The sequence below is a fragment of the Micromonospora sp. A3M-1-15 genome (assembly GCF_024213425.1).
GTDB lineage: Bacteria > Actinomycetota > Actinomycetes > Mycobacteriales > Micromonosporaceae > Micromonospora > Micromonospora chersina.
This window is the reverse complement of the sequence record NZ_JANAVK010000001.1, coordinates 669,686-695,592: the sequence shown is the minus strand read 5'-3', so window position 1 is coordinate 695,592 and position 25,907 is coordinate 669,686. Positions and strand designations below refer to the sequence as shown.

20 protein-coding genes are annotated in these 25,907 nt (G+C 72.5%); 13 read left to right on the top strand and 7 right to left on the bottom strand.

The annotated features are described in order from the left end of the window. Positions 1-291: 291 nt before the first annotated feature. A complete protein-coding gene (locus NLX85_RS03120) occupies positions 292-1,830 on the top strand; it encodes a M4 family metallopeptidase (RefSeq protein WP_254331500.1) in 1,539 nt (512 codons plus the stop codon). Between the two features lie 121 nt (positions 1,831-1,951). Here NLX85_RS03120 and NLX85_RS03115 read toward each other — a convergent pair whose 3' ends face one another. Continuing rightward, on the bottom strand, positions 1,952-2,782 hold the full coding sequence (locus NLX85_RS03115; protein ID WP_254331499.1) for an alpha/beta fold hydrolase: 831 nt from the start codon (positions 2,780-2,782) through the stop codon (positions 1,952-1,954). 72 nt (positions 2,783-2,854) lie between these two features. On the opposite strand from NLX85_RS03115, the gene NLX85_RS03110 reads away from it, so the two are divergent. Continuing rightward, complete coding sequence (locus NLX85_RS03110) at positions 2,855-3,904, top strand: sigma-70 family RNA polymerase sigma factor (RefSeq protein WP_254331498.1); 1,050 nt, start codon at positions 2,855-2,857, stop codon at positions 3,902-3,904. 85 nt (positions 3,905-3,989) lie between these two features. Here NLX85_RS03110 and NLX85_RS03105 read toward each other — a convergent pair whose 3' ends face one another. Beyond that, the gene (locus NLX85_RS03105) at positions 3,990-4,775 is read right to left on the bottom strand and encodes a pyrimidine reductase family protein (protein ID WP_254331497.1); all 786 of its coding nucleotides are present in this window, start codon (positions 4,773-4,775) and stop codon (positions 3,990-3,992) included. Between the two features lie 150 nt (positions 4,776-4,925). Between NLX85_RS03105 and NLX85_RS03100 the strand changes: the two genes are divergently transcribed. The 6 genes from NLX85_RS03100 to NLX85_RS03075 all read left to right on the top strand — a co-directional run bounded on the left by NLX85_RS03100 (position 4,926) and on the right by NLX85_RS03075 (position 11,603). Continuing rightward, complete coding sequence (locus NLX85_RS03100; RefSeq protein WP_212837329.1) at positions 4,926-5,471, top strand: plasmid pRiA4b ORF-3 family protein; 546 nt, start codon at positions 4,926-4,928, stop codon at positions 5,469-5,471. 244 nt (positions 5,472-5,715) lie between these two features. Continuing rightward, a complete protein-coding gene (locus tag NLX85_RS03095) occupies positions 5,716-7,029 on the top strand; it encodes an extracellular solute-binding protein (RefSeq protein ID WP_254331496.1) in 1,314 nt (437 codons plus the stop codon). 125 nt (positions 7,030-7,154) lie between these two features. Continuing rightward, positions 7,155-8,138 (top strand): carbohydrate ABC transporter permease, encoded by a 984-nt coding sequence (locus NLX85_RS03090; RefSeq protein WP_254331495.1) that lies wholly within the window; start codon positions 7,155-7,157, stop codon positions 8,136-8,138. A 41-nt stretch (positions 8,139-8,179) separates the two neighbouring features. Then, a complete protein-coding gene (locus NLX85_RS03085; RefSeq protein ID WP_374628063.1) occupies positions 8,180-9,043 on the top strand; it encodes a carbohydrate ABC transporter permease in 864 nt (287 codons plus the stop codon). Further along, positions 9,040-10,473 carry a GH1 family beta-glucosidase gene (locus NLX85_RS03080; RefSeq protein ID WP_254331494.1) on the top strand — a complete coding sequence of 478 codons (1,434 nt, stop codon included), beginning with the start codon at positions 9,040-9,042 and terminating at the stop codon, positions 10,471-10,473. Before NLX85_RS03085 ends, NLX85_RS03080 begins: the two co-directional genes overlap by 4 nt. Positions 10,474-10,556: 83 nt before the next feature. Continuing rightward, positions 10,557-11,603 carry a LacI family DNA-binding transcriptional regulator gene (locus tag NLX85_RS03075; RefSeq protein WP_254331493.1) on the top strand — a complete coding sequence of 349 codons (1,047 nt, stop codon included), beginning with the start codon at positions 10,557-10,559 and terminating at the stop codon, positions 11,601-11,603. 4 nt (positions 11,604-11,607) lie between these two features. Here the strand turns inward: NLX85_RS03075 and NLX85_RS03070 are convergent, their stop codons facing one another. Together NLX85_RS03070 and NLX85_RS03065 are read right to left on the bottom strand one after the other, a co-directional pair. Further along, the gene (locus tag NLX85_RS03070) at positions 11,608-12,819 is read right to left on the bottom strand and encodes an acyl-CoA dehydrogenase family protein (RefSeq protein ID WP_254331492.1); all 1,212 of its coding nucleotides are present in this window, start codon (positions 12,817-12,819) and stop codon (positions 11,608-11,610) included. Then, entirely contained in the window at positions 12,819-13,892 is a 1,074-nt protein-coding gene (locus tag NLX85_RS03065) for a phosphotransferase family protein (RefSeq protein ID WP_254331491.1), read from the bottom strand. The genes NLX85_RS03070 and NLX85_RS03065 overlap by 1 nt, the downstream gene beginning before the upstream one ends. Before the next feature lie 150 nt (positions 13,893-14,042). On the opposite strand from NLX85_RS03065, the gene NLX85_RS03060 reads away from it, so the two are divergent. Continuing rightward, complete coding sequence (locus NLX85_RS03060; protein WP_254331490.1) at positions 14,043-14,747, top strand: amino acid-binding protein; 705 nt, start codon at positions 14,043-14,045, stop codon at positions 14,745-14,747. An 80-nt stretch (positions 14,748-14,827) separates the two neighbouring features. Continuing rightward, on the top strand, positions 14,828-15,913 hold the full coding sequence (locus tag NLX85_RS03055) for a GNAT family N-acetyltransferase (RefSeq protein ID WP_254331489.1): 1,086 nt from the start codon (positions 14,828-14,830) through the stop codon (positions 15,911-15,913). Between the two features lie 180 nt (positions 15,914-16,093). On the opposite strand, the gene NLX85_RS03045 is transcribed toward NLX85_RS03055, so the two are convergent. The 3 genes from NLX85_RS03045 to NLX85_RS03035 form a co-directional block, all read right to left on the bottom strand. Beyond that, positions 16,094-17,659, bottom strand: coding sequence for an aldehyde dehydrogenase family protein (locus NLX85_RS03045; RefSeq protein WP_254331488.1), 1,566 nt, complete (start codon positions 17,657-17,659; stop codon positions 16,094-16,096). 267 nt (positions 17,660-17,926) lie between these two features. Further along, positions 17,927-18,451 carry an isochorismatase family protein gene (locus NLX85_RS03040; RefSeq protein WP_254331487.1) on the bottom strand — a complete coding sequence of 175 codons (525 nt, stop codon included), beginning with the start codon at positions 18,449-18,451 and terminating at the stop codon, positions 17,927-17,929. Positions 18,452-18,551: 100 nt separating this feature from the next. Beyond that, complete coding sequence (locus NLX85_RS03035; protein ID WP_254331486.1) at positions 18,552-19,322, bottom strand: LPXTG cell wall anchor domain-containing protein; 771 nt, start codon at positions 19,320-19,322, stop codon at positions 18,552-18,554. Positions 19,323-19,689: 367 nt separating this feature from the next. On the opposite strand from NLX85_RS03035, the gene NLX85_RS03030 reads away from it, so the two are divergent. The 3 genes from NLX85_RS03030 to NLX85_RS03020 all read left to right on the top strand — a co-directional run bounded on the left by NLX85_RS03030 (position 19,690) and on the right by NLX85_RS03020 (position 25,877). Further along, a complete protein-coding gene (locus tag NLX85_RS03030; RefSeq protein WP_254331485.1) occupies positions 19,690-22,557 on the top strand; it encodes a glycoside hydrolase family 9 protein in 2,868 nt (955 codons plus the stop codon). 225 nt (positions 22,558-22,782) lie between these two features. After that, positions 22,783-25,206 carry a non-reducing end alpha-L-arabinofuranosidase family hydrolase gene (locus NLX85_RS03025; RefSeq protein WP_254331484.1) on the top strand — a complete coding sequence of 808 codons (2,424 nt, stop codon included), beginning with the start codon at positions 22,783-22,785 and terminating at the stop codon, positions 25,204-25,206. Positions 25,207-25,346: 140 nt separating this feature from the next. After that, positions 25,347-25,877 (top strand): DUF488 family protein, encoded by a 531-nt coding sequence (locus NLX85_RS03020; RefSeq protein ID WP_254331483.1) that lies wholly within the window; start codon positions 25,347-25,349, stop codon positions 25,875-25,877. Positions 25,878-25,907: the final 30 nt, after the last annotated feature.

Sequence of the window (25,907 nt, the reverse complement as noted above, 5' to 3'; positions counted from 1 at the left end):
CCGACCCGGCGGGGCGCGGGTCCCGGCGCGGCGTCCGCTCCGAGGGTCCGGGTGGTGAACGGGACGCGAAAAGTCGTGGAAAAAATCTTGGCGGAAAGTCGTGACAGACATGGGCCGCGTCCGGCAAGAATGTGCAACAACGCATCGAGGATCTTTCCTCCATCGATCCCTGGTGCGCCGCCGCACCGTGTGACCTGCACGAACGCGGCTGATCCGGCGTGCCCTCCCACGGCGGGTCACCCGTCGGTCGGCACCCCCCCGACCGGCAGTCCTAGTGAAGGTAGGAACTTCATGCGTCGTACCACTCTCCTCGGCGGGCTGGCCACGGCGGCGCTGCTCGCCGCCGCCGGCACGCTGCCCGCGACGGCCTCCGCCGCCCCCGTCTCCACCGACGCGTTCACCCGGGCGGTCGCCCAGCTCAAGGCCCACTCGGGCAGCGCGCTGGTCGCCGACGGCCAGAGCTTCACGCTCAAGAACGTGCAGACCGACGCCGACGGCACCGAGCACGTCCGGCTCAACCGCTACGCCGACGGCCTGCCGGTGCTCGGCGGCGACACCGTCGTCCACCTGGGCAAGGGCAACACCTGGAAGGGCGCCAGCCAGAGCCTCGCAGCCGCGCCGACCCGGGGCGCCAAGGCCCGGGTGAGCGCCGCGACCGCCGGCCGGGTCGCGCTCGCCGCCTCCACCGCCGCCACCCGCCGCGTCGACGGCAGCCAGCTCGTCCACGACGCGGACGCCGCCGGCACCACGCTGGCCTACGAGGTCGTCGTGGGCGGGGCGTACGCCGACGGCACCCCCAGCGAGCTGCACGTGCTGGTCGACGCCACCACTGGCAAGGTGCGCGACTCCTGGGAGGGTGTGCAGCGCGACGGCACCGGCAACACCTTCCACTCCGGCACGGTCACCGTGGGCAGCACCCTCTCCGGCAGCACCTACCAGCTCGCCGACGCCACCCGGGGCGGCCACAAGACCTACGACCTCAACGGCGGCACCAGCGGCACCGGCACCCTGGTCACCAGCGCCTCGAACGTGTTCGGTGACGGCACCCTGGCCAACCGGCAGACCGCCGCGGCCGACGCCGCGTACGGCGCGCAGGAGACCTGGGACTTCTACAAGAACACGTTCGGTCGCAGCGGCATCCGCAACGACGGGGTCGGCGCGTACAGCCGGGTGCACTACAGCACCAACTACGCCAACGCGTTCTGGCAGGACTCCTGCTTCTGCATGACCTACGGCGACGGTGGCTCCGGCTGGTACCCGCTGACCTCGCTGGACGTCGCCGGGCACGAGATGAGCCACGGCGTCACGAGCAACACCGCCGGCCTGCGCTACAGCGGTGAGTCGGGCGGTCTCAACGAGGCCACCAGCGACATCTTCGGCACCCTGGTCGAGTTCTACGCGGCGAACAGCAAGGACCCGGGCGACTACCTGATCGGCGAGAAGCTGCGCACCAGCGGCGCCCCGCTGCGCTACATGGACAAGCCCTCCAAGGACGGCTCCTCCGCCGACTGCTGGAGCAGGTCGGTGGGCAGGCTGGACGTGCACTACTCCTCCGGCGTGGCGAACCACTTCTTCTACCTGCTCGCCGTGGGCAGCGGCTCGTCGGCGTACGGCAACAGCCCGACCTGCAACGGCAGCACCGTGACCGGCATCGGCAACGCCAAGGCCGGCGCCATCTGGTACCGCGCGCTCACCACCTACATGACCTCGCGGACCGACTACGCCGGCGCCCGTGCCGCCACCCTGTCGGCCGCCGCCGACCTGTACGGCAGCGGCAGCGCCGAGTACAACGCGGTGGCCGCCGCCTGGTCGGCCGTCAGCGTCAACTGATCCACCCGGCCCGGCGTCGGCGGACTCCTCCCCGTCGGCGCCGGCCGGCCGCGTCCCTGCCACGGCGGGCGCGGGCACGCCACCCCGGCGTCCCGCGCCCGCCGTCGCCGTGTCGGAGGGGTCAGCCGGCGAGCACCTCGCGCAGCCGGGCGGCGAAGGCCGGCGGGTCCTCGGCGAAGCCGACGTGCCCGCCCGGGAACATCGCCGGCGCGGTGCCCAACTCGGCCGCGAGCGCCCGCGAGGTGCGGTCGCACACCTCACCTGTCGACCGCTCCCCGAGGCCGACGACGACCCGGGTCGGGCCGTCGCGCAGGGCGGCCACGTCGGGCCGGAACCCGGTCGTCCCGCGGATCATGTGCAGGTACTGGAAGTGCTCGTCGGCGGCCGCCTGCGGGTCGGGCTCGCCGCCGAACATGCCCAGGACCACCTCCTCGGGCAGGTGGATGTTCGCGTTGGCGAGGAACTTGCGCCCGGCGCCGAGCCGGTCCCCGGCGCGGTAGGTGGCGATCATGTCGGCCTCGCGGGCGAACAGTTCCTCCCGGTCCGGCAGCAGGCCGAGCAGCGGCGGTTCGTGCGCGACGACCGTGTGCACCCGCGGAGGACGGGTCTGGGCCAGGGCCAGGACGGTCACCGCCCCGCCGCTGGAACCCAGCACGGCGGCCGGGCCGGCGTCGATGTGGGCGAGGAGCCGGGTGACGTCGTCGGCGCGCAGCTCGGGCGTCGAGTCCTGGTGGGGGTCGTGCAGGACGCTGCGGCGGATCCCGCGCGGGTCGGTGGTCAGCACGGTGTGGTCGGCGGCCAGCAGATCGGCCAGCGGGGCGAAGGCGTCCGCGTCCATCGGGGCGGCGACCAGGGCCACGAGCGGCCCCTGCCCGCGCACCTCGTAGTACAGCCGCCCGTCGGGCACCGCCAGGGTGCCGGTGGTGACGGGCGCGGTGGACATGCTGCTCATCGGGTCCTCCAGAGTCGTGACGGGCGAGCCGTTCACCTTCCTGACTCCGCCGCTGCGGCAGAATCGTCGGTCGTGAGCGTCAGTTCCCCGACCGCCGCCGGATCTCCGGACCGGACCCCGGTCGACGAGGCCGCCTTCACGGCGCTCGTCGCGCCGCTGCGCCGGGAGCTGCACGCCCACTGCTACCGGATGCTCGGCTCGGTCCACGACGCCGACGACGCCCTCCAGGACGCGCTGCTGCGGGCGTGGCGCGGGCTGCCGGCCTTCGCGGGACGCGGCTCGCTGCGCTCGTGGCTCTACACCGTGGCGACCCGGGTCTGCCTCGACGCCATCGCCGGCCGCGCCCGGCGGGCCCTGCCGGTCGACCTCGGCCCGGCCAGCGACCGCGCCGTGCCGGACAGCCGCCCGGACCACGACGTCGCCTGGCTCGGCCCCTACCCGCACACCGGCCTGGCGGCCGGCCCCGTCGCCCCGGGCGCGCGGTACGAGCAGCGCGAGGCGGTCGAGCTGGCCTTCGTGGCCGCCGTGCAGCACCTGCCGGGAAACCAGCGCGCCGCGCTGCTGCTCTTCGACGTCCTCGGTTACTCCGCCGCGGAGATCGCGGCCATGCTGGGCGCCTCGACCACCTCGGTGAACTCGGCGCTCGCGCGGGCTCGCCGGTCGCTCGCGGAGCGGGCGCCCGCCGCCACCCAGCAGCGCACCCTGCGGATGCTTGACGACGTCCGGCTGCGGGAGGTGGTCAGCGGCTACGCCACCGCCCTGGAGAACGGCGACGCCGACGCCCTGGTCGCCCTGCTCACCGAGGACGTCACCTGGTCCATGCCGCCGATGCCGCACTGGTACCGGGGCCTCGCGGCGGTGCTGGACTTCGCCCGGTCGGCGCCGCTCGGCCCCTGCGGCAGCTGGCGGCACCTGACGACCGGCGCGAACGGCCAGCCCGCGGTCGCCGGCTACCTGCGCCGGGGCGGGACCGGCCCCTACCTGCCGTGGTCGGTCGACGTGCTGACGCTGCGGGGTGACCGGATCGCCGGCATCACCTCGTTCCTGGGCGCGGAACACGCCGTGGCGTTCGGGCTGCCGGACGCACTGCCGCCGGGGGTGGCCGTTCCGCCGGTCCGTTGACCCGTGCACGCCGGCCGCCGGCCGCCCGCTCCGCCCCGGCCGGGAGAGGCTGCCCGCGTATCCCTTTCCGCCCTTGACGGTGCGGTCAGGCGGCCGGAGCGGCGCCGGCGGGCGGCGGCCCGCCCGGGTCGCGGGCGTAGCGCAGCATCAGCACCCCGTCGGCGGCGGCCAGCACGTGGCGCAGCGGCAGGTGCCGGGGCGGGCTGCCGTCCCCGGCGGTGATCCGGCCGGGGCCGGCCCCGGCGAGCAGCGGCGCGACCGTCAGGCAGAGCTCGTCCACCAGGTCGGCGGCGGTGAGCGCGCCGAACAGGTGCGGCCCGCCCTCGCAGAGGAGCTGGCCCAGCCCGCGGCGGCGCAGCTCGGCCAGGCCGGCCGCCAGGTCGACCCGCTCCCCGCCGCAGCGGACGAGGTCGGCCACCTCGGTGAGCCCGGGCGGCGGTTCGGCGGTCGCGCCGGTGAGCACCAGCGGCCGGACCGGCGCGTCGGCGAAGCACGCCTGGGCCGGGTCGAGGTCCAGCGAGCCGGAGACGACCACGAGGGTCGGATATTCGGCCAGGCCCTGCTCGCGGCGCCAGGCCCGGCGCGCCTCGCCGAGCCGGACCGCCCGGTAGCCCTCGTGGCGCAGTGTGCCGGCGGCCACCACGAGGCCGTCGCAGAGCATCCGTAGCAGCCCGAAGACCCGCTTGTCCGGCTCGCCGGAGAGCCCGGCGGAGTAGCCGTCCAGGGTGACCGCGCCGTCGGCGCTGGCCACGAAGTTCACGCGCAGGTGGGGGTGCGGGGCGCGGCCGTAGAGCGCGGCAAGTTCCGGGTCGGTCAGCGGCCCGGTGACGGGTGCCGGCCAGATCCGTTCGATCGGGCTTCCGACGCTCATTCGCCGGCCGGACCGGTGACCGGAGGGGTGGGTTCGGGGGTACGGTGCTGGCAGTCGCACCACTTCCGGCCTGGACAGTCGTCGTGCCGTCGCTCCCGGCACGCTCGGCAGATCATGTAGGCAGCCTATGCCGAGGAAGGATGGGACAGCATGTCGCGTCAGATCTTCCAGCTGAAGGTCTCCCTCGCCGGGGTCCGGCCGCCGGTGTGGCGGCGGGTGCTGGTCCCCGGCGGCTACACCCTGGACCGGCTGCACCGGGTGGTCCAGCACGCGATGGGCTGGCGGGACTGCCACCTGCACTCGTTCGACATCGACGGCCGCCAGTACGGCGAGCCCGACCCGGACGGCGAGCTGGCGCTCCGCGACGAGCTGGACGTCCGCCTGGACGCGGTGGTGGGCAAGGGCGACCGGTTCCGCTACACCTACGACTTCGGCGACTGGTGGGAGCACGACCTGGTGGTCGAGGACGTGTGCACCGCCGACCCGGACGAGCGCTACCCGGCCTGCGTCGAGGGGGAGCGCGCCTGCCCGCCGGAGGACGTCGGGGGCCCGGCCGGGTACGCCGTCCTGCTGGCCGCGCTTGCCGACCCCGGGCACGCCGAGCACCGGATGATGCGGGAGTGGGCCGGCGCCGGCTTCGAGCCGGACTTCTTCGCCGCCGATCGGGCCACCACCCTGCTGCGTCGCTTCTGCTGACCGTGCCTCCGGCGGCGCGCCGTGGGTCGGCGCGGTAACGATCTGGGAACGCTCCCATCGGTCTATTGACACCCCTGACACGTGCCGGCAATCTCATGGGAGCGCTCCCGGACGTGTGTCTCAAGCCACATCGCTCGTCGCGGCGGCGCCCCAGAACCAGAGCCTCACCATGCGCCCGCCCGGCCGACGGGCGGGCGCGAGTCAGAACCCACCACACGAGTTACCCACCTGAGAGGGGTCAGGGATGAGCGTCATGAGGCGCCGCCTCCGAATTGCCGCGGCCGCCGTGCTGGCCGCGGGCCTTGCTCTCGGCAGCGCCGGGTGCAGCAAGAAGAACGACGACGAGGGGTCCACCGGCGAGGGCGGCCAGGTCAAGCTGGTCCTGCAGACCTTCCAGAACTTCGGCTACGACCAGGCCATCAAGGACTTCGAGGCGGCGCACCCGAACATCAAGGTCGAGCACCAGAAGATGGGCGAGCTGCGCGACTTCCAGCCGAAGCTGGTGCAGTGGCTCGCGGCCGGCAGCGGTGCCGGCGACGTGGTCGGTCTGGAGGAGGGCGTCCTGTTCGGGTACGTCCAGAACCCCGACAAGTTCGCCAACCTGCTCGACCTGGGCGCCGGTGAGCTGAAGGCCAGCTTCCCCGAGTGGAAGTGGAACAACGCCCTGACGCCGGACGGCAAGAAGCTGATCGGGCTCGGCACCGACGTCGGTGGCCTGGCCATGTGCTACCGCAAGGACCTGTTCCAGCAGGCCGGTCTGCCCACCGACCGGGACGAGGTCTCGAAGCGGATGACCACCTGGCAGGACTACATCGCGCTGGGCAAGGAGTTCAAGGCCAGCGGCAAGGTCAAGGCCGCCTGGCTGGACAGCGCGACCAGCCTGATGCAGCCGTACGTCATGCAGAACTCGGAGACCTTCTTCTTCGACAAGGACAACAAGTTCATCGGCGACACCAACCCGGTGGTCAAGCAGACCTGGGACATGGGCCTGCAGATGGCCAAGGACGGGCTGACCGCCAAGACGCAGCGGTGGAGCGCCGACTGGGACGGGGCTTTCAAGAACTCCGCCTTCGCCACCCTCCCCTGCCCGTCGTGGATGACCGAGGGTGTCATCGCCCCGAAGTCCGGCCCGGCGAACTCCGGCAAGTGGGACATCGCCAACATCCCCGGCGGCGGCGGCAACTGGGGTGGTTCCTACCTGGCCGTCCCGGCGCAGAGCAAGCACCCGAAGGAGGCCTACGAGCTGGCCAAGTACCTGACCAGCAAGGCGGGCCACCTGGCGGCGTTCAAGGAGGCGGGCGCGATGCCGTCCGACATCGCCGCCCTGGAGGACCCGGCGTTCAAGGACAAGACGAGCGAGTACTTCAGCGGCGCGCCCACCGGCAAGATCTTCGGGGAGAGCGTCAAGAACATGAAGCCCGTCTTCCTCGGCGCCAAGCACCAGCAGGTCTGGGAGACCATCTTCGAGCCGCAGATGCAGGCGGCCGAGCGTGGCCGGCTCAGTCCGGATGCCGCCTGGAAGAAGGCGGTGGACGAGGCCAAGAAGGCGACCAGCTGAGTCGCCGGTGACCGGCCGAGCCCACGGGGATCCGCTGCCCGTGGGCTCGGCGGCGGCGCCCACACCCGCCCCAGGGGTGTGGGCGCCGCGGTCGCCGCCGTCCCACCTCCCCGGAAGGACCCGCAATGAGTTCTACTGTCGGCGCGGCGCCACCGTCGCGCGTCGCCTCGCCGCCCCCGCCCGCCCCGCTGCACCGGCGCCGGTCGTACCGGCTCGGCCGCTGGGACCTCAAGTACTCCCCGTACCTGTATGTGACCCCGTTCTTCGTCCTCTTCGGGGTCTTCGGCCTCTTCCCGGTCCTCTACACGGTCTACGTCTCGCTCTTCGACTACGAGCTGCTGAGCGGGACCAAGGAGTTCGCCGGACTGGAGAACTACCGCCTGCTGATGCAGGACGCCCAGTTCTGGAACGCGGCCTACAACACGCTCGGCATCTTCCTGCTCAGCACCGTGCCGCAGCTCATCGTGGCGCTGATGCTCGCCAACCTGCTGAACCGGCAGATGAAGGCCCGCACGCTGCTGCGGATGGGGGTGGTCATTCCCAACATCACCTCGGTGGCCGCGGTCGGCATCATCTTCGCGCTGATCTTCGCGGACCGGTACGGCCTCATCAACTGGTTGCTCGGCACGGTGGGCTTCGACCCCATCGCCTGGCGGGACAATCGCTTCGCCTCCTGGTTCGCCATCGCGTTCATGGTCGACTGGCGGTGGACCGGCTACAACGCGCTGATCTATCTCGGTGCCATGCAGGCCATCCCCAAGGACCTGTACGAGTCGGCGTCGCTGGACGGCGCCTCGACCTGGCGGCAGTTCTGGACGATCACCGTTCCGCTGATCCGGCCGACGATCCTCTTCACGGTCATCATCTCCACCATCGGTGGCTTCCAGATCTTCACCGAGCCCCTGATGTACGGGAACGGGCTGGTCCGCGGCGGGGTGGACCACCAGTTCCAGACGCTGGCCATGTACATCTACGAGAAGACCTTCACCGGGAACTCCGAGTACGGGTACGGCGCCGCGATGTCCTGGCTGCTCTTCATGATGATCATCATCTTCGCGCTGATCAACTTCGCGCTGGTCCGCCGGTCGGTGAAGGGGGACAAGAAGTGACCACCACGCAGACCCTGCCGCGCTCGGTCACCCCGCCGCCGGTGCCGTCCCGCCGTCGCGGCCGCGGTCGGCTGCCCGGCGCCCAGCTCTGGCAGGCCAGCCCGCTGACCTACCTCGCGCTGATCCTCGGCGGCGTACTGTCGATCTTCCCGATCATCTGGTCGTTCATCATCGCCTCGCGGGACAACAGCGCGGTCTACGAGATGCCGCCGACCCCCGGCGACCAGCTGTTCACCAACATCGACCGGATGCTCGCCAACGAGGACGCCGCGTTCATCTACGGCCTGGTCAACTCGGCCGTCGTGTCGACCATCGTCACCATCTCGGTGATCTTCTTCTCCAGCCTGGCCGGCTTCGCCTTCGCCAAGCTCAAGTTCCGGGGCAGCAACGCGCTGCTGCTGATCATCATCATGACCATGATGGTGCCGACCCAGCTCGGTGTCATCCCGCTCTACCTGATGATGGTGGAACTCGGCTGGACGGGCACCCTGCAGGCGGTCATCGTGCCGTTCCTGGTGCAGGGCTTCGGCGTGTTCATGATGCGCCAGTACGCGATGTCCGCGATCAGCGACGAGTTGATCGAGGCGGCCCGGCTCGACGGCTGCTCCACCTGGCGGATCTACTGGAACGTCGTGCTGCCCGCGCTGCGGCCGGCGGCGGCGGTGCTCGGCCTGCTGACCTTCATGCAGACCTGGAACGAGTTCCTCTGGCCGTTCATCGTGCTCACCCCGGACACCCCGACGGTGCAGTACTCCCTGAAGATCCTCTCGTCCGGGCTGTACCAGACGGATTACGTGGCGCTCTTCGCTGGTACCGCACTCGCGACCCTGCCACTGTTGATCGTGTTCATCATCTTCGGCCGCCAGATCATCGGCGGCATCATGGAAGGCGCCGTCAAGTCGTGAGCAACCCAGCCAGCCCGCCCGCCGTCGGCGTCCTCGACCAGGGCGCGGCACTGACCTTCCCGCCCGGCTTCCTCTGGGGCGCGGCGACCGCCGCGTACCAGATCGAGGGCGCGGCGACCGAGGGCGGCCGCACCCCGTCGATCTGGGACACCTTCAGCCACACCGAGGGGCGGACGGTGGCCGGGCACACCGGTGACGTGGCCTGCGACCACTACCACCGGATGCCGGACGACGTGCGGCTGATGGCCGACCTCGGGCTGAAGTCCTACCGCTTCTCCGTCTCCTGGCCCCGTGTGCAGCCCGGCGGCGCCGGAGCGGTCAACTCCGAGGGGATGGACTTCTACCGGCGCCTGGTGGACGAGCTGCTGGGCCACGGCATCGAGCCCTGGCTCACCCTCTACCACTGGGACCTGCCCCAGCCGCTGGAGGACGCGGGCGGGTGGCCGGCCCGGGACACCGCCGGCCGGTTCGCCGACTACGCCCAGCTGGTCGCCGACGCCCTCGGCGACCGGGTGAAGTACTTCACCACCTTCAACGAGCCGTGGTGCTCGGCCTTCCTCGGCTACGGCTCCGGCGTGCACGCGCCGGGCCGCTCCGACGGGGCGGACGCGGTCCGGGCCGGGCACCACCTCATGCTCGGGCACGGGCTGGCCGTGCAGGCGCTGCGGGCCGCCCGGCCGGAGGCGCAGCTCGGCATCACGGTCAACCTCTACCCGGTCACCCCGGCCACCGACTCGCCCGAGGACGCCGACGCCGCCCGCCGCATCGACGGGCTGGCCAACCGGTTCTTCCTCGACCCGGTGCTGCGCGGGGCGTACCCGGCGGACCTGACCGCCGACCTGCGGAAGGTCACCGACTTCGGGCACGTCCGGGACGGTGACCTGGCGGTCATCTCGACCCCGCTGGACATGGTGGGCGTCAACTACTACAGCCGGCACGTGGTCGCCGCGCCGATCGAGGGCGTCGAGCGGGAGGCGTACTGGCGGGCCCCGTCGTGCTGGCCGGGCAGCGAGGACGTCCGGTTCGTCACCCGCGGTGTCCCGGTGACCGACATGGACTGGGAGATCGACGCCCCGGGCCTGGTGGAGACGCTGGAGCGGGTGCACCGGGACTACACCGACCTGCCGCTCTACGTCACCGAGAACGGCTCCGCGTTCGTCGACACGGTGGTCGACGGCCGGGTCGACGACCCGGACCGGCTGGCGTACTTCGACGCGCACCTGCGCGCCGCGCACGCCGCGATCAGCGCCGGGGTGCCGCTGAAGGGGTACTTCGCCTGGTCGCTCATGGACAACTTCGAGTGGGCGTGGGGCTACACGAAGCGCTTCGGCATGGTCTACGTCGACTACGACAGCCAGGTCCGGATCCCGAAGTCCAGCGCCAGGTGGTACGCCGATGTGATCCGACGCAACGGCCTGGCCGCACAATAGGCTGGGCCAGCCAGTAACGGGCGGCCCGGCGCCGACGCCTCAACAGGTGCCGGGCCCGCCCGACGTCGGAGGAGCTACAGACGATGACAACGCAGCGCACGCGGTCGCTCGGGCGCCCGACCCTCGACGCGGTCGCGGCCCGCGCCGGCGTGGGCCGCGGCACGGTCTCCCGCGTGGTCAACGGCTCGCCCCAGGTGAGCCCGGAGGCCCGGGCCGCCGTCCAGGCGGCCATCGCCGAGCTGGGGTATGTGCCCAACCGGGCCGCGCGGGCCCTGGTCACCCAGCGGACCGACTCGGTGGCGCTGGTGGTCTCCGAGTCGGGGGAGCGGGTCTTCACCGAGCCGTTCTTCGCCGGCATCGTCCGGGGCGTCAGCTCCGCGCTGCTGGAGACCCCGATGCAGCTCTGGCTGGCCATGGCGCAGTCCCAGATCGAGCGGGAACGGGTCGAGCACCACCTGACCAACCAGCACGTGGACGGCGTCCTGCTGCTCTCGCTGCACGACGCGGACCCGCTGCCCACCCTGCTGGAGGAGCGCGGCCTGCCCACCGTGCTCGGCGGCCGCCCGGCCCGGATGCTGCACCCCAACGCCCAGCCGGCCTGGTTCGTGGACGTGGACAACGTCGGTGGCGCCCGGCAGGCCGTGGAGCACCTCTTCGCCTGCGGCCGGCGGCGGGTCGCCACCATCGCCGGCACCCAGGACATGGGCGCCGGCCTGGCCCGGCTGTCCGGCTACAAGGAGGCGGTCCGGGCCGCGGGCGGCGACCTCAACCCGGACCTCATCGCGTACGGGGACTTCAGCGAGGGCAGCGGCACGGCCTGCATGCGCCGGCTGCTGGAGGTCTGCCCGGATCTGGACGCGGTCTTCGTCGCCTCCGACCTGATGGCGTTCGGCGCCCTCCGCGCGCTGCGCGAGGCAGGCCGCCGGGTGCCCGAGGACGTGGCGGTGATCGGCTTCGACGACGCCCCCATCGCCCGGCAGGCCGAGCCGCCGCTGACCACGGTCTTCCAGCCGGTGGAGGAGATGGGCCGGCAGATGGCCCGGCTGCTCGTCTCGCGGATCCGCGGCGAGGAGCTGTCCAGCCCGCACGTGCTGCTGGACACCAAGCTCATCCACCGCGCCTCGGCCTGAGGGGTCAGGCCCAGCGGCGCAGCTCCCGCCTGGCGAGCGACGACCGGTGCACCTCGTCGGGACCGTCGGCCAGGCGGAGGGTGCGGGCCTGCGCCCAGAGGGCGGCCAGCGGCGTGTCCTGGCTGACGCCGGCCGCGCCGTAGCCCTGGATGGCCTTGTCGATCACCCACTCGGCCATCGCCGGCGTGGCGATCTTGATGGCCTGGATCTCGGTGTGCGCCCCCTTGTTGCCCACGGTGTCCATGAGCCAGGCGGTCTTGAGCACCAGCAGCCGGGCCTGCTCGATGCGCACCCGGGACTCGGCGATCCACTCCCGGATCACCCCCTGCTCGGCCAGCGGTCGACCGAACGCGACCCGGTCCAGGGCCCGCGTGCAGAGCAGTTCGAGGGCCCGCTCGGCCATGCCGATGAGCCGCATGCAGTGGTGGATCCGCCCGGGACCCAGCCGGGCCTGCGCGATGGCGAAGCCGGCGCCCTCGGCGCCGACCAGGTTCTCCGCCGGCACCCGCACCCCGGTGAAGTCGATCTCGGCATGGCCGCCGTGCGGGGCGTCGGAGTAGCCGAAGACCGTCATGCCTCGGCGCACCGTCACGCCCGGGGTGTCCCGGGGGACCAGGATCATGCTCTGCTGGCGGTGCCGGTCGGCGTCCGGGTCGGTCTTGCCCATGACGATGAAGATCTCGCAGCGCGGGTCCATCGCCCCGGACGACCACCACTTCCGGCCGTCGACCACGTACCCGTCGCCGTCCCGGACGATCCGGGTGGCGATGTTAGTGGCGTCGGAGGAGGCCACCTCCGGCTCGGTCATGCAGAACGCGGAGCGGATCTCCCCGGCCAGCAGCGGCTCCAGCCAGCGCTCCCGCTGCGCCGCGGAGCCGAACTCGGCCAGCAGCTCCATGTTGCCGGTGTCCGGGGCGGCGCAGTTGAGCGCCTCCGGGGCCAGGTGCGGGCTGCGCCCGGTCAGCTCGGCCAGCGGGGCGTACTGGAGGTTGGTCAGCCCGGCGCCGTAGCGCGGGTCGGGCAGGAAGAGGTTCCACAGGCCCCGGCGGCGGGCCTCGGCCTTCAACTCGTCCAGCACCGGCGGGCGGGCCCACGGGTCGCCGGCCGCGAGCACCTGCTCGTGGTGCACCGGCTCGGCCGGGTGGACGCACTCGGTGAGGAACGCCTCGAGCCGCTCGCGCAGCTCGACCGTCCGGGCGTCGTACGCGAAGTCCATCACTTCCCCCGGACCGCGCGCAGGCCGTGCTCGACCAGCGGCGCCACCATCTCGCCGATCCGGTCGAAGCCCCCGCCGAGCGTCTGCCCGAGGGCGTGCCGGTAGTGGATGCCCTCGCAGATCACCGCGAGCTTGAAGCAGCCGAGCGCCACGTGCCAGTGCAGCGGCCCGACGTCGACGTCGCTGCGGCCGGCGTACCGGTCGATGAGCTCGGCGCCGGTGGGGAAGCCGGCCCGCGGGCCGATGCCGTCGGCTACCGGGTTGCCCTCGGCGCTGTCGCTGTCGCCCAGCACGTCCCAGTAGGTCAGCAGCAGCCCCAGGTCGGCGAGCGGGTCGCCGAGGGTGGCCATCTCCCAGTCGAGGACCGCCCGCACCGCCACCGGCTCGACCGTGGCGAGCAGGTTGTCCAGCCGGTAGTCGCCGTGCACGATCCGGCCGGCGTTCGCGCCCTCGGGCACGCTGCCGGCGAGCGCGTCGCGCAGCTCGTCGATGCCGGGCAGCGGGCGGCTGCGGGAGCGGTCCAGCTGGCCGGACCAGCGGCGGACCTGGCGGCCCAGGTAGCCCTCGGGGCGGCCGAAGTCGGCCAGCCCGACCGCGGCCGGCTCGACCATGTGCAGCTCGGCCAGGGTGTCCATCATCGCCATGGCCAGGTCGCGCCGCTGGCCGGCGGTGAGCGCGTCGGTCTGCTCCCGGCGCCGGTAGACCTCGCCGTCGACCTTCTCCATCAGGTAGAACGGCGCCCCGGTCACCTCGGGGTCGGGGCAGAGCAGCAGCGCCTCGGGCACCGGCACGGCGGTGGGGGCGAGCGCGGAGAGCACCCGGTACTCCCGGGCCATGTCGTGGGCGGTGGCCAGCACGTGCCCGAGCGGCGGCCGGCGCAGCACCACCGCACGGTCGCCGGCGCGCAGCAGGTACGTCAGGTTGGACTTGCCCCCCGCGATCAGCTCGGCCGACAGCGGCCCGGCCAGCTGCGGCCGGTGCACGGCCAGATACGCGGCCAGCCGGTCGAGGTCGAGCCCGCGCGGGGCCGAACCGGTCGGGGTCTGCGGTGCGTCGACGGCCGGATCGGTCATCCGGTTAGTTGATGGCAGCTCAGCTTTGTTGTCAAGGCGGGATGTTCCCGGCGGGACATGCCGCTGCAACGGGGGCGAAATGGTCAACCGGCAGGCTGGGGCCCAGCCTGCCGGCCGCCACGGCCGGCCCGCCGAGCGGAGGGACCAGACATGCTGCTGAGAGTTCGGGTGACCCTGCCGGACCGACCGGGCACGCTCGGCCAGGTGGCCCGGACGCTCGGCGTCTCCGGCGCCGACATCGTCCAGGTGGTGGTGCTGGAGCGGCTCGGCGGGCGGGCGGTCGACGACTTCACCGTGGTCTGGCCGGGCGCGGCCCGGGTGGAGCGGCTGCTCGCCGGCCTCGCCGCGATCCCCGGCGTCCGGGTGGACGGGGTGTGGCGGGCGATCGGCGCGCCGACCACCACGGGCCAGGACGCCGAACTGCTCGCCCAGGTCGCCGCGAACCCGATCGACGGGGTGGCCACCCTTGTCGACGCGGTGCCGGGGCTGCTCGCCGCGGACTGGGCGGTGGCCGCCGTGGTGCCGCTGGACTGGGCCGCGCGCAGCGGCGACGGCGGCGAGCCGACGGTCGGGCAGGCGAGCTGGCGCGCCCCGGTGCCGCCGCGGCTGCCGGAGGTCACCCCGCTGCGGGCCCGGGCCATGACCACCCCGGACGGGCACCACTACGCGGTCGCGCCGTTCGGCCGGGCCGGCCTGGTGCTGGTGGTGGCGCGCGACCACAGTGAGCCGCTCGCCGCTGCCGCGTTCCACTCCACCGAGGTGGACCGGCTCGCCCAGCTGGTCCGGGCCGGCGCGGTGATTCTCGGCGACCGCCTGGACCTGGTCGGCGCCCCGCCCGTGACCACCATCACCTGACCGGTCCCGCCGTTTCACCCGTGGGCAACGGGGGCGCAACAGGCGGCCGGCAGGGTCGACGGTGAGGAAGGGAGCGAACCATGGCGCTGTGGCGGATCCGTGCCACCGTGGACGACCGGCCGGGCTACCTGTCGGTGCTCACGGCGAGCCTCGCGTTGCGCGGGGTCAACATCCTCACCGTGCAGGTGCACACCACCGAGGTGGGGGCGGTCGACGACTTCCTGGTCGACGCGCCCGACCGGCTCACGGAGGCCGACCTGCGCGCGGCCGTCGAGCGGGGGCGCGGCCGGAACTGCTGGGTGGCGCGAAGCGAGGCGCGCGGGCTGGCCGACCAGCCCACCCGGGTGCTCGGCCTGGCCGGCCGGCTGGTCCGGGACCCGGACGCGGCCGGCGAGACACTGCGCGTGCTGCTCGGCGCGGACGCGGTGACCTGGCGGCCGACGCCGGCCACCCCGCCGGGCGGGGTGGACCAGACCACGATGCTGCTGGCCGACCCGGCCGGCGGCTCGTACGAGCTGCGCCGCCGGGAGCCGAGCTTCACCCCGGCCGAGTACGCCCGCGCCCAGGCCCTGGTCGAGCTGGCCGCCACGGTGGCCCGCCGGGACGCCGACCGGGTCACCCTGGTGCTGCCCGACGCGGCCGAGGTGACGGTACGGCCGGCCACCGTCGACGACCTCCCGGCTGTGCTGGAGCTGCACGCGGGGTGCTCGGACCGGAGCCGGCAGCGGCGTTACCTGAGCGGGGCGGGGCACCCGGCGCCGGCCCGGCTGCGCCGGCTGCTCGAACCGGCACGGGGGCTGACCCTGGTCGCCACGGACGGCTCCGGCGGGGCGGCGGCGCCGGTCGTGGCCATGGCCAACCTGCTCGGCGAGGGGGACGAGGCGGAGGCGGCGCTGCTGGTGCGGGACGACTGGCAGCGCCGGGGCCTCGGCTCGGCCCTGCTGCGGCGCCTGCTCGGGCACGCCGACCGGGCCGGCTACGCGGCCGTGCTGCTGCACGTGCAGGCCGAGAACACCCCGATGCTGCGCACCGTACGCGCCGTGAACCGGCCCACGTCGGTGGAACGGGACGGCAGCGTGCTGACCGTCACGGTGCCGCTGGCTCCCCGCCGGGCAGCGGTGCCCAGGCAGGCCGACGCGACGGCGCGGTCGCGGCGGTCGTACTGACTCCACGGTGGCGCGTCGCGCCGCGTCCCCGGGCCGCAACGGCGCGGCGCGGGACCACGGCCGGCGGGCGACCGCGCACCGGCGCCGGGTCCTCCGGCGCCACCTGGGCCGACCTCCGGTGCGGGGGACGGTGACACGGCAGGGCCCCCGGTGCGGGGGCCCTGCCCGTGTCCGGGCCGGTCAGGTGGCGGGGTAGCTGCTGTAGTCCGGGAAGTTGCCGTAGAGCCGGCCGTCGCCGCCCACGGTGACCGCCTGCACCAGCAGGTCACCGCCCACGAAGGCGCCCTTCCAGGACGCGCCCCGGCCGCCGAACGGCTCCTCCCGGTCGCCGCGGGAGCGGGGCTTGTTGATGCCCACCTTGAACGCCTGGAGGTCGACGGCGAGCTTGCCGGCCAGCTCCTCGTCGTCGCAGGCGAGGGAGGCGACCAGCGCGCCGTTGGAGGCGTTCATCTGGGCCAGCAGCTCGTCGGTGGTGTCCACCACGACGATGGTGTCCACCGGGCCGAACGGCTCGGCGTGCATGAGCCGGGACCGCCCGGGCGGGGCGAGCAGCACCGCCGGCGCCACGTAGGCGGAGGTGTCCTGCCCGTCGAGGAAGGGCGCGCCGTCGAGCTTGCCCCGGTGCAGCGGCACCGCGCCGCCGCGGACCGCCTCGTCGACCTTGCGGCGCAGCTCCTCGGCCTTCGCCGCGCTGATCAGCGGGCCGAAGTCCAGCTCGGGCAGCGGGTCACCGGCCGACCAGTCGTCGCCGACGGCGAGCGGGTGTCCGAACCGGACGGAGCGCACCACCGGCAGGTAGACGTCGAGGAACTCGTCGACCAGGTCCCGCTGGACCACGAACCGCGGGTACGCGGTGCAGCGCTGCTTGCCGTACTCGAAGCCCTTCTTCAGGTGCGCGGCGAGCAGGTCCCACTGGGAGAAGTTCCAGATGCCCCAGGCGTTGAGGCCCTCCTGCTCGATGAAGTGCCGCTTGTCGGAGTCGAGCAGCGCCGCGGCCACCTTGCCGCCGTTGGAGCGGCCGCCGACGAACGCCACCGCGCCGATCTCCGGGGCGCGGACCAGGACCTCGGAGAGCTCCTCGCCGCTGCCGGACAGCAGGGTGGCGGGCAGCCCGGCGCGGCGCATCAGCGCGTGCGCCACGGTGAGGCAGACCGCCCCGCCCTGCGACGGGGTCTTGGCGATCACCGCGTTGCCGGCGAGCAGCTGCACCAGCTCGGCGTGCACGAGCACGCTCATGGGGTAGTTCCAGGAGGCGATGTTGCTGACCGGGCCGGGCAGCGGCTCGCGGCCGTCGGCGAGCATCCGGTCGATCTCCTGCACGTACCACCGGACGCCGTCCAGCGCGCGGTCAACGTCGGCGCAGGCCAGCCGCCACGGCTTGCCGATCTCCCAGACCAGCAGCATGGCGAGCAGGTCCCGGTGGGCGGTGAGGGCGTCCAGGGCGTCGTCGACCCGGGCCTTGCGCTCGGCGAGCGGGGTCTGCGCCCACTCCCGGTGCGCGGCGGCGGCGTGCGCGACCGCGCCGCGCGCCGCCTCGGCGTCGAGGCGGGCCAGGTTGACCAGCACGGTGTTGTCGACGGGGGTGCGTACGGGGCTCGGCGTGCCGACCGCCCGCCACCCGCCCTCGACGAGGTTGTGCAGGGTGGCGGCGCCGTCGGGCGTGGTGCCGAAGGCTTCCGGCGCGGCCGCCACCGCGCGGGCGAGGGTGTCGGACCAGGAGGTGCCGTCGGCGAGTCTGAGAGCCATCGCGATCTCCTCAGGGTTGTCCGGGGGAGCGGCGGCGTCGATGGCACCGCTGGTGTCGCGTACTGTCCCGCGCGGCCGAGCGCGCGGGCAACCGTACGCTCGTATGCCAGGACGCCCGTCCCGCCGCCGCGACACGTCGCGGCCCGACCACCACGGCCTTGACCTGGAGGTACGCGGGAAGGCTATTGAAGATCGTCGATTATGTGATCCAGCTCCGGGCGACGTCGACCGGGTTACCCGTCAGTACGGATCAATCCGCCGGCCGGTTCAACCGCCCAGCGCGGCGATCGCCTCCGCGGTCGTGCAGACCGTGCCGAGCCGGCGGAAGACGTAGTCCACCGCGAACTCGTGGGCGTACGCGTCCAACCCGGACATCGCGTCGTGCGGCAGCACCACCCGGTAGCCGATCTCGTCTCCGATGCGGGCCGTCTGCTCGACGCCGAAGTTGGTGACCAGCCCGCCGATCATCAGCGTGTCCACCCCGCGCTCCCGCAGCGCCGCGTCGAGCCCGGTCTCGTGGAAGGCGCCCCAGGTGTGCTTGACGATCGCCAGGTCGCCCTCCCGGGGCGCCACCTCGGGAAGCAGTTCGCTCCCCGCCGGCTGCGGATCGGGGCCGGGCCGGTCGGCGCGGACCACCACCACGGTCGCCCCGGTGGCGCGGGCGGCCCCGGCGAGCGCGAGGCAGCGCTCGACCACCTCGGGGCCGGTGTGCGGGGCGGTCGGCTGGTCCACGATGCGACGCTGGAGGTCGATCAGGACGACGGCGGTGCGGGTCGGGTCGAGAGCGTCCACCCCAAGATCATATCGAGGGCGGACCGCCGGGGTGGTCCCGGAAAGGCGGAACCGGCCGCCGGACCGAGGTCCGACGGCCGGTTCCGTGCCGGAGTCCGGCTCAGCTGGTGAAGGTGATCTTGTCCCGGCGGCGGCGCAGCGCCATCAGGAGGACACCGCCGCCGATCAGGGCGAGGCCGGTGAGCGAGATGCTGGTGGCCGCCACGCCGGTGAGCGGCAGGCCGCCCTCGGTGCCGCTGCCGCCGCCCGCGCCGCCGCCGACCGAGGTCCCCGGCGTCGGGGTGCCCGACGGGTTCTCGGAGCCGCCCGGCGTCGGGGTCGGGGTCTCCTCGCCCGGAGTGCTCGGGGTCGGCGTCGGGCTCTGCGTCGACTCGCACGGCGTCAGCCAGAAGACCTTGTGCTTGTCGTCGAACGCCTTGCCGTCGGTCAGGTCCACGTCGAGCTTGATGTGGTAGCCCTGCTGCGGGTGGAGGTTCAGGCCCGTGAGGTCGAGGTCCTTCGAGGAGAGCTTGATGACCTCGTCGTGGTCGTTCTCCGCGCCCGAGGCCGGGTCGTCGCTGATCAGCACGTCGCTCTTCGACCAGACGACCTTGTCCTTCGGAGTGGCCGACGGCGCCTGCGCCCAGAGCGTGATGTTCGCCTTCTGGTCCTGGTCGAAGTTGAAGAACTCCAGCTCGAAGTCGCAGGTGACGTGCGGCTGGTTGTCGACCTTGTCGGTGAACTCGGCGCCGTCGATCTTGACGGTGCCGTTGTCGCCCTTGGGGTTGTGCGGGTTGCCGGTCGCCCAGGCCGGGGCGGCTGCCAGCCCGAGGAGAGCCGTGGCGGCGGCTGCGGTGAGGGCCGCGCGCGCCACGTGCCGACGCTGTGGCATGAGGAATCCTCCGAGATCGGGAGAGGGGACGGCACATGATCGCATGACGGGACCCCTCTGGCGACATCGGACGAACGGCCTGAGCTGCGACGATGTCCCGCTAGAGGATCGAAATCGGGTCCAGATCGAGCCACTTCCGTGGCGTGTCGGCGTAACGCGGACGGACTCTCTGGCGCTGCGGGCCCGCCGGATCGGCGGCCGGTCCGTCTTCACAAACCCGCGACGTCGAGATTACATTGTCGACTATCCATGGGAGCGCTCCCGCGCCTCTGGGCCCACCCCACCACCACTGCCGCCGGCAGCCCGGACCGCCGACGCCGTCCCGTCCGGTCCGGCTGCCGCGCGGCGCCACCCACAGGAGCTCGCCATGCCCCTTCCGACCCCGCCACCCCGTGGTGGCCGGTCCCGGCTCCGCCGGCTGCTCGCCACCGGCGCCGCGCTGGCCGCCGGCCTGGCCGCGACCGTCACCGTCCCACCTCCGGCGCCGGCCGTCGCCGCGCCGGCCTTCAACTACGCCGAGGCGTTGCAGAAGTCGCTGTTCTTCTACGAGGCGCAGCAGTCCGGAAAGAAGCCGGCCTGGAACCGGGTCTCCTGGCGGGGCGACTCGGCCCTCACCGACGGGGCGGACGTCGGCCTCGACCTCACCGGCGGCTGGTACGACGCCGGCGACCACGTGAAGTTCGGCTTCCCCATGGCGTTCAGCACCACCATGCTGGCCTGGGGCGCGGTCGAGTACCGCGACGGCTACACCGCCTCCGGCCAACTGCCGCACCTGCTGAACAACCTGCGCTGGGTGAACGACTACTTCGTGAAGGCGCACCCCGCCCCCAACGTGCTCTACGGCCAGGTCGGCAAGGGCGACGACGACCACAAGTGGTGGGGCCCGGCCGAGGTGCTGCCGATGGCGCGGCCCGCGTACAAGATCGATGCGAGCTGCGGCGGCGCGGACCTGGCGGGGGAGACGGCGGCCGCCATGGCCGCCTCGTCGATGGTGTTCCGGCCCACCGACGCCGCCTACGCCGACAAGCTGCTCGGCCACGCGAAGCAGCTCTACGCCTTCGCCGACACCGTGCGGAAGAGCTACCACGAGTGCATCACCGACGCGACGAGCTTCTACCGCTCGTGGAGCGGATGGCAGGACGAGCTGGTCTGGGGCGCCGTCTGGCTCTACCGGGCCACCGGCGACGCCGCCTACCTGACCAAGGCGGAGAGCGAGTACGACAAGCTCGGCACCGAGCCGCAGTCCACCACCCGCTCCTACAAGTGGACGATCGCCTGGGACAACAAGCAGTTCGGCACGTACGTGCTGCTGGCCAACCTGACCGGCAAGCAGCGCTACGTCGACGACGCCAACCGCTGGCTCGACTGGTGGACCGTCGGCGTCAACGGCTCCCGGGTCAACTACTCGCCCGGCGGTGAGGCCGTCCTCGACTCCTGGGGCTCCCTGCGCTACGCCGCCAACACCGCCTTCGCCGCGCTGGTCTACAGCGACCGGACGAGCGACGCCACGCGCAAGGCGCGCTACCACGACTTCGCCGTCCGGCAGATCAACTACGCGCTCGGCGACAACCCGCGCAACTCCAGCTACCTGATCGGCTTCGGGGCCAACTCCCCGAAGAACCCGCACCACCGCACCGCGCACGGCTCCTGGTGGGACAGCCAGACCGTGCCCACCGAGACCCGCCACGTGCTCTACGGCGCGCTGGTCGGCGGGCCGTCCTCGGCCAACGACGCGTACACCGACAGCCGCTCCGACTACGTCATGAACGAGGTCGCCACCGACTACAACGCCGGCTTCACCTCCGCCCTGGCCCGGCTGGCCTCCGAGTACGGCGGCAGCCCGCTCGCCGGCTTCCCGACCGCCGAGACGCCCGACCTGGACGAGCTGACCGTCGAGACCACGGTGATGCAGGCCGAGACCCGGGCCACCGGGCTCAAGGCGATCATCTACAACAAGTCCGCCTTCCCGGCCCGGGCGCTGACCACCGCGAAGTTCCGCTACTACTTCCGCCCCGACGGCACCGGCCCGGTGCAGGTCACCCCCGGCTACACCCAGGGCTGCCCGTCACCCACCACGGCCCGGCAGTTCTCCGGCGACATCTGGTACGTCGAGGTCGACTGCACCGGGTACACCATCGCGCCGGCCGGGCAGTCCCAGCACCGGATGGAGGTGCAGTTCAAGGTCGGCGTGCCCGAGGGCGGTACCTGGGATCCCACCAACGACCCGTCGTACCAGGCCACCGCCGGCCCCAACCGGAAGGTGCCCCTCTACGCCGACGGGACGCGGGTCTGGGGCGAGGAGCCCGGACCGGCCACCCCCGACACCACCGCGCCGACCGTGCCCGGCACCCCGGTCGCCTCGGCCGTCACGGCCACCGGCCTCACCCTGACCTGGCCCGCCTCCACCGACACCGGCGGGAGCGGCCTGGCCGGCTACGAGGTCACCCGCGCCCAGACCGGCAGCGACGCGCTCGTGCTCACCAACGCCACGACCAACACCCTCGCGGTGACCGGGCTGCTGCCCGAGCGGACGTACCAGTTCACGGTGCGCGCCCGCGACGGCGCCGGCAACCGGTCGGCGGCCTCGCCGGCCCTCACGGTGACCACCCCGGCCGCACCGGCGCCGGACACCACCCCGCCCACCGCCCCGGGCACGCCCACCGCCTCGGCCGTCGGCCCGACCGGGCTCACCCTCGCCTGGGGCCCGGCCACCGACAACGTGGGCGTCACCGGCTACCGGGTCTACCGGTCCGGGAACGTCCTCGTCGGGTCGGCCACGGGCACCACCCTCGCGGTCAGCGGGCTGACCGCCGCCACGGCGTACACCTTCACCGTGGTCGCGGTGGACGCGGCCGGCAACGTCTCGGCGGCGTCGCCGCCGCTCACCGTCACCACCGCGGACCCGCCGGCCGGCGGCGGCTGCGCGGTGACCTGGACGACGAGCAGTTGGGACACCGGGTTCACCGCGAACATCACCATCACCAACACGGGGACCAGCGGCATCAACGGCTGGACGCTCGCCTTCACCTTCCCCAGCAGCGGGCAGAAGGTGGGCCAGGGCTGGTCGGCGAACTTCACCCAGACCGGCACCGCGGTCACCGCGACGAACGTCTCCTACAACGGAGCCCTGGCGCCGGGCGCGTCGACCAGCTTCGGCTTCAACGGCACCCACACCGGCACCAACCCGAAGCCCACCGCGTTCACCCTCAACGGCAGCCCCTGCACCGTCTCCTGACCGCCGAGTCCGGCGGGCGTGGCCGGTCACCGTACCGGGGTGACCGGCCACACCGGGTCGCCGCACCGGTGAATCCGGGCGTCAGAATTGTTTCCGAAAGTTTTCCGGAAGTTGTTGTCCCGACGGGATGCCCGGTGAGAGCATTGAAGTCGATATATTTCCCAACAAAGACGTCCAGTCGTCCTCGCCCAGACGGCTCGGGTGTTGGCCAGTGAGGAGGCCAAGGTGGCCATGAGCCCATCCGTTCATCGTGGCGGGAGCGTGCGGCAGCGAACGCCGATCGTCAGAGCGCTGCTCGCCGGCGCGGTCAGTGTCGTGACAGTGGCCGCGGCCGCGGCCGCGGTGATGATGCCGTCGGCGGAAGCCGCGGCGAGCACCCTGGGCGCGGCGGCCGCACAGTCGGGCCGCTACTTCGGCACGGCGATCGCCGCGGGCCGGCTCGGCGACTCGACGTACACCACGATCGCCGGGCGCGAGTTCAACATGGTGACCGCCGAGAACGAGATGAAGCCGGACGCGACGGAGCCCCAGCGGGGCCAGTTCACGTTCACCTCCGGCGACCAGATCTACAACTGGGCGACCCAGCGCGGCATGAAGGTCCGCGGTCACACCCTCGCGTGGCACTCGCAGCAGCCGGGCTGGATGCAGAGCCTCAGCGGCAGCAGCCTGCGCCAGGCGATGATCGATCACATCAACGGCGTGATGGCCCACTACAAGGGCAAGCTCGCCTACTGGGACGTCGTCAACGAGGCCTTCAACGAGGACGGCAGCCGCCGGCAGTCCAACCTGCAGGCCACCGGCAACGACTGGATCGAGGTGGCGTTCCGCACCGCCCGCACCGCCGACCCGTCGACCAAGCTCTGCTACAACGACTACAACATCGAGAACTGGTCCTACGGCAAGACGCAGGGCGTCTACCGCATGATCCAGGACTTCAAGTCCCGCGGCGTGCCGATCGACTGCGTCGGCCTGCAGACCCACTTCACCGGCGGCAGCTCGCTGCCGAGCAACTTCCAGACCACCCTGTCCAGCTTCGCCGCCCTCGGCGTCGACGTGGCCCTGACCGAGGTCGACGTCACCAACGCGTCCACCACGCAGTACGCCGGCCTGACCCAGGCCTGCATGAACGTGCCCCGCTGCGTCGGCATCACCGTGTGGGGCGTACGGGACAGCGACTCCTGGCGATCCAGCGAGAGCCCGCTGCTGTTCGACGGCGGCGGCAACAAGAAGGCCGCCTACACCTCGGTCCTCAACGCCCTCAACGCCGCCGGCCCGACCTCGAGCCCGACCTCGGGCCCGACCTCGACGCCGGGCAGCGGCACCGGCCGGATCATCGGGGTGCAGTCAGGCCGGTGCATCGACGTGCCCAACGCCACGCAGACCAACGGCACCCGGGTCCAGCTCTACGACTGCAACGGGCAGGCGAACCAGCAGTGGACCTACACCGCCGGCAAGCAGCTGATGGTCTACGGCAGCAAGTGTCTCGACGCGAACGGGCAGGGCACGGCGAACGGCACCGCCGTGATCATCTGGGACTGCAACGGTCAGCCGAACCAGCAATGGAACCTCAACTCCAACGGCACCATCAGCGGCGTGCAGTCCGGCCGGTGCCTGGACGTCTGGGGCACCGGCAACGGCCAGCAGATCCAGATCTACGACTGCAACGGACAGGCCAACCAGCAGTGGCGGACCGAGTTCAGTGGCGCCACCTCGCCGCCCCCGTCGTCGCCCCCTCCGGGTGGCTGTGCGCTCCCGTCGACCTACCGCTGGTCGTCGACCGGTGCGCTGGCGAACCCGCAGAACGGCTGGGTCTCGCTCAAGGACTTCACCAACGTGGTCTACAACGGCAAGCACCTGGTCTACGCGTCGAACGTCAACAGCAGCGGCTCGTACGGCTCGATGAACTTCAGCCTGTTCATGAACTGGTCCGACATGGCCTCGGCCAGCCAGACCGGAATGAGCCAGGGCACGGTGGCGCCCACGCTGCTGTACTTCGCCCCGAAGAACATCTGGGTGCTCGCGTACCAGTGGGGACCGACCTCGTTCAGCTACAAGACGTCGAGCGACCCGACCAACCCCAACGGCTGGTCTGCGGCACAGACGCTCTCCACCGCCAGCCTCCCCGACGCCCCGTATGGCGTGATCGACCAAACCCTCATCGGCGATGACCAGAACATGTACCTGTTCTTCGCCGGGGACAACGGCAAGATCTACCGTTCGAGCATGCCGATCGGGAACTTCCCGGGCAGCTTCGGCTCGAACTACACGACGATCATGAGCGACTCGACCAACAACCTGTTCGAGGCGGTCGAGGTCTACAAGGTGCAGGGCCAGAACCAGTACCTGATGATCGTCGAGGCGATCGGGAGCCAGGGGCGCTACTTCCGCTCCTTCACGTCCAACAGCCTGAGCGGCTCGTGGACCCCGCAGGCCGCCAGCGAGAGCAACCCCTTCGCGGGCAAGGCCAACAGCGGCGCCACCTGGACCAACGACATCAGCCACGGTGACCTGGTCCGGACCAACCCCGACCAGACCAAGACCATCGACGCGTGCAACCTGCAGTTCCTGTACCAGGGCAAGAACCCCAGCGCGGGAGGCGACTACAACCTGCTGCCCTGGCGGCCGGGTGTGCTGACCCTGCAGCGCTAGGGGAACGGGCTCGGCCCAGGCCAATCCCGTTCGCTGACCACCGGGGCGTGTCCGGCACTTCAGCGGTGCCGGGCACGCCCATTGGTGGTTTGCGTCCCGGCTGTCCGGCGGCCGGCGGTGACTCGGGGCAAGCTGAGCCGGTGAAGCGCGAGTTGCTGACCGTCGGGCACGGGGCCGCCGACCGGGACCAACTCGGGGAACTGCTGGCCGGCGCGGGGATCGCCCTGGTCGTGGATGTGCGTCGCTACCCGACCAGCCGGACCAACCCGGACGTCCGGCGCGAGGCCCTGGAAGGCTGGCTGCCGGAGCGGGGCATCGGCTACCGCTGGGAGCCGCGCCTCGGTGGCCGCCGGCACGTCCGCGCCGGCGAACCGGAGCCGGACACCTGGTGGACCGTCGCGGCCTTCCGGGCGTACGCGGGCTACACCCGGACGCCGGAGTTCGACACCGCGTTGGTCGAGGTGCTGGCCGACGCGGCGCGGCGGACAACGGCGGTGATGTGCAGCGAGAGCGTCTGGTGGCGCTGCCACCGGCGGTTGATCGCCGACGTGGCGGTGCTCGGCCGGGGCGTACCGGTGCGGCACCTGATGCCCGACGGCCGGCTCAGCCCGCACCGGCCGGCCGAGGGGGCCCGCCGCCGCCCCGACGGCCACCTGGTCTGGGCGGGCTGAATACCGGTGGCTGCCGCGCCGGATACCACG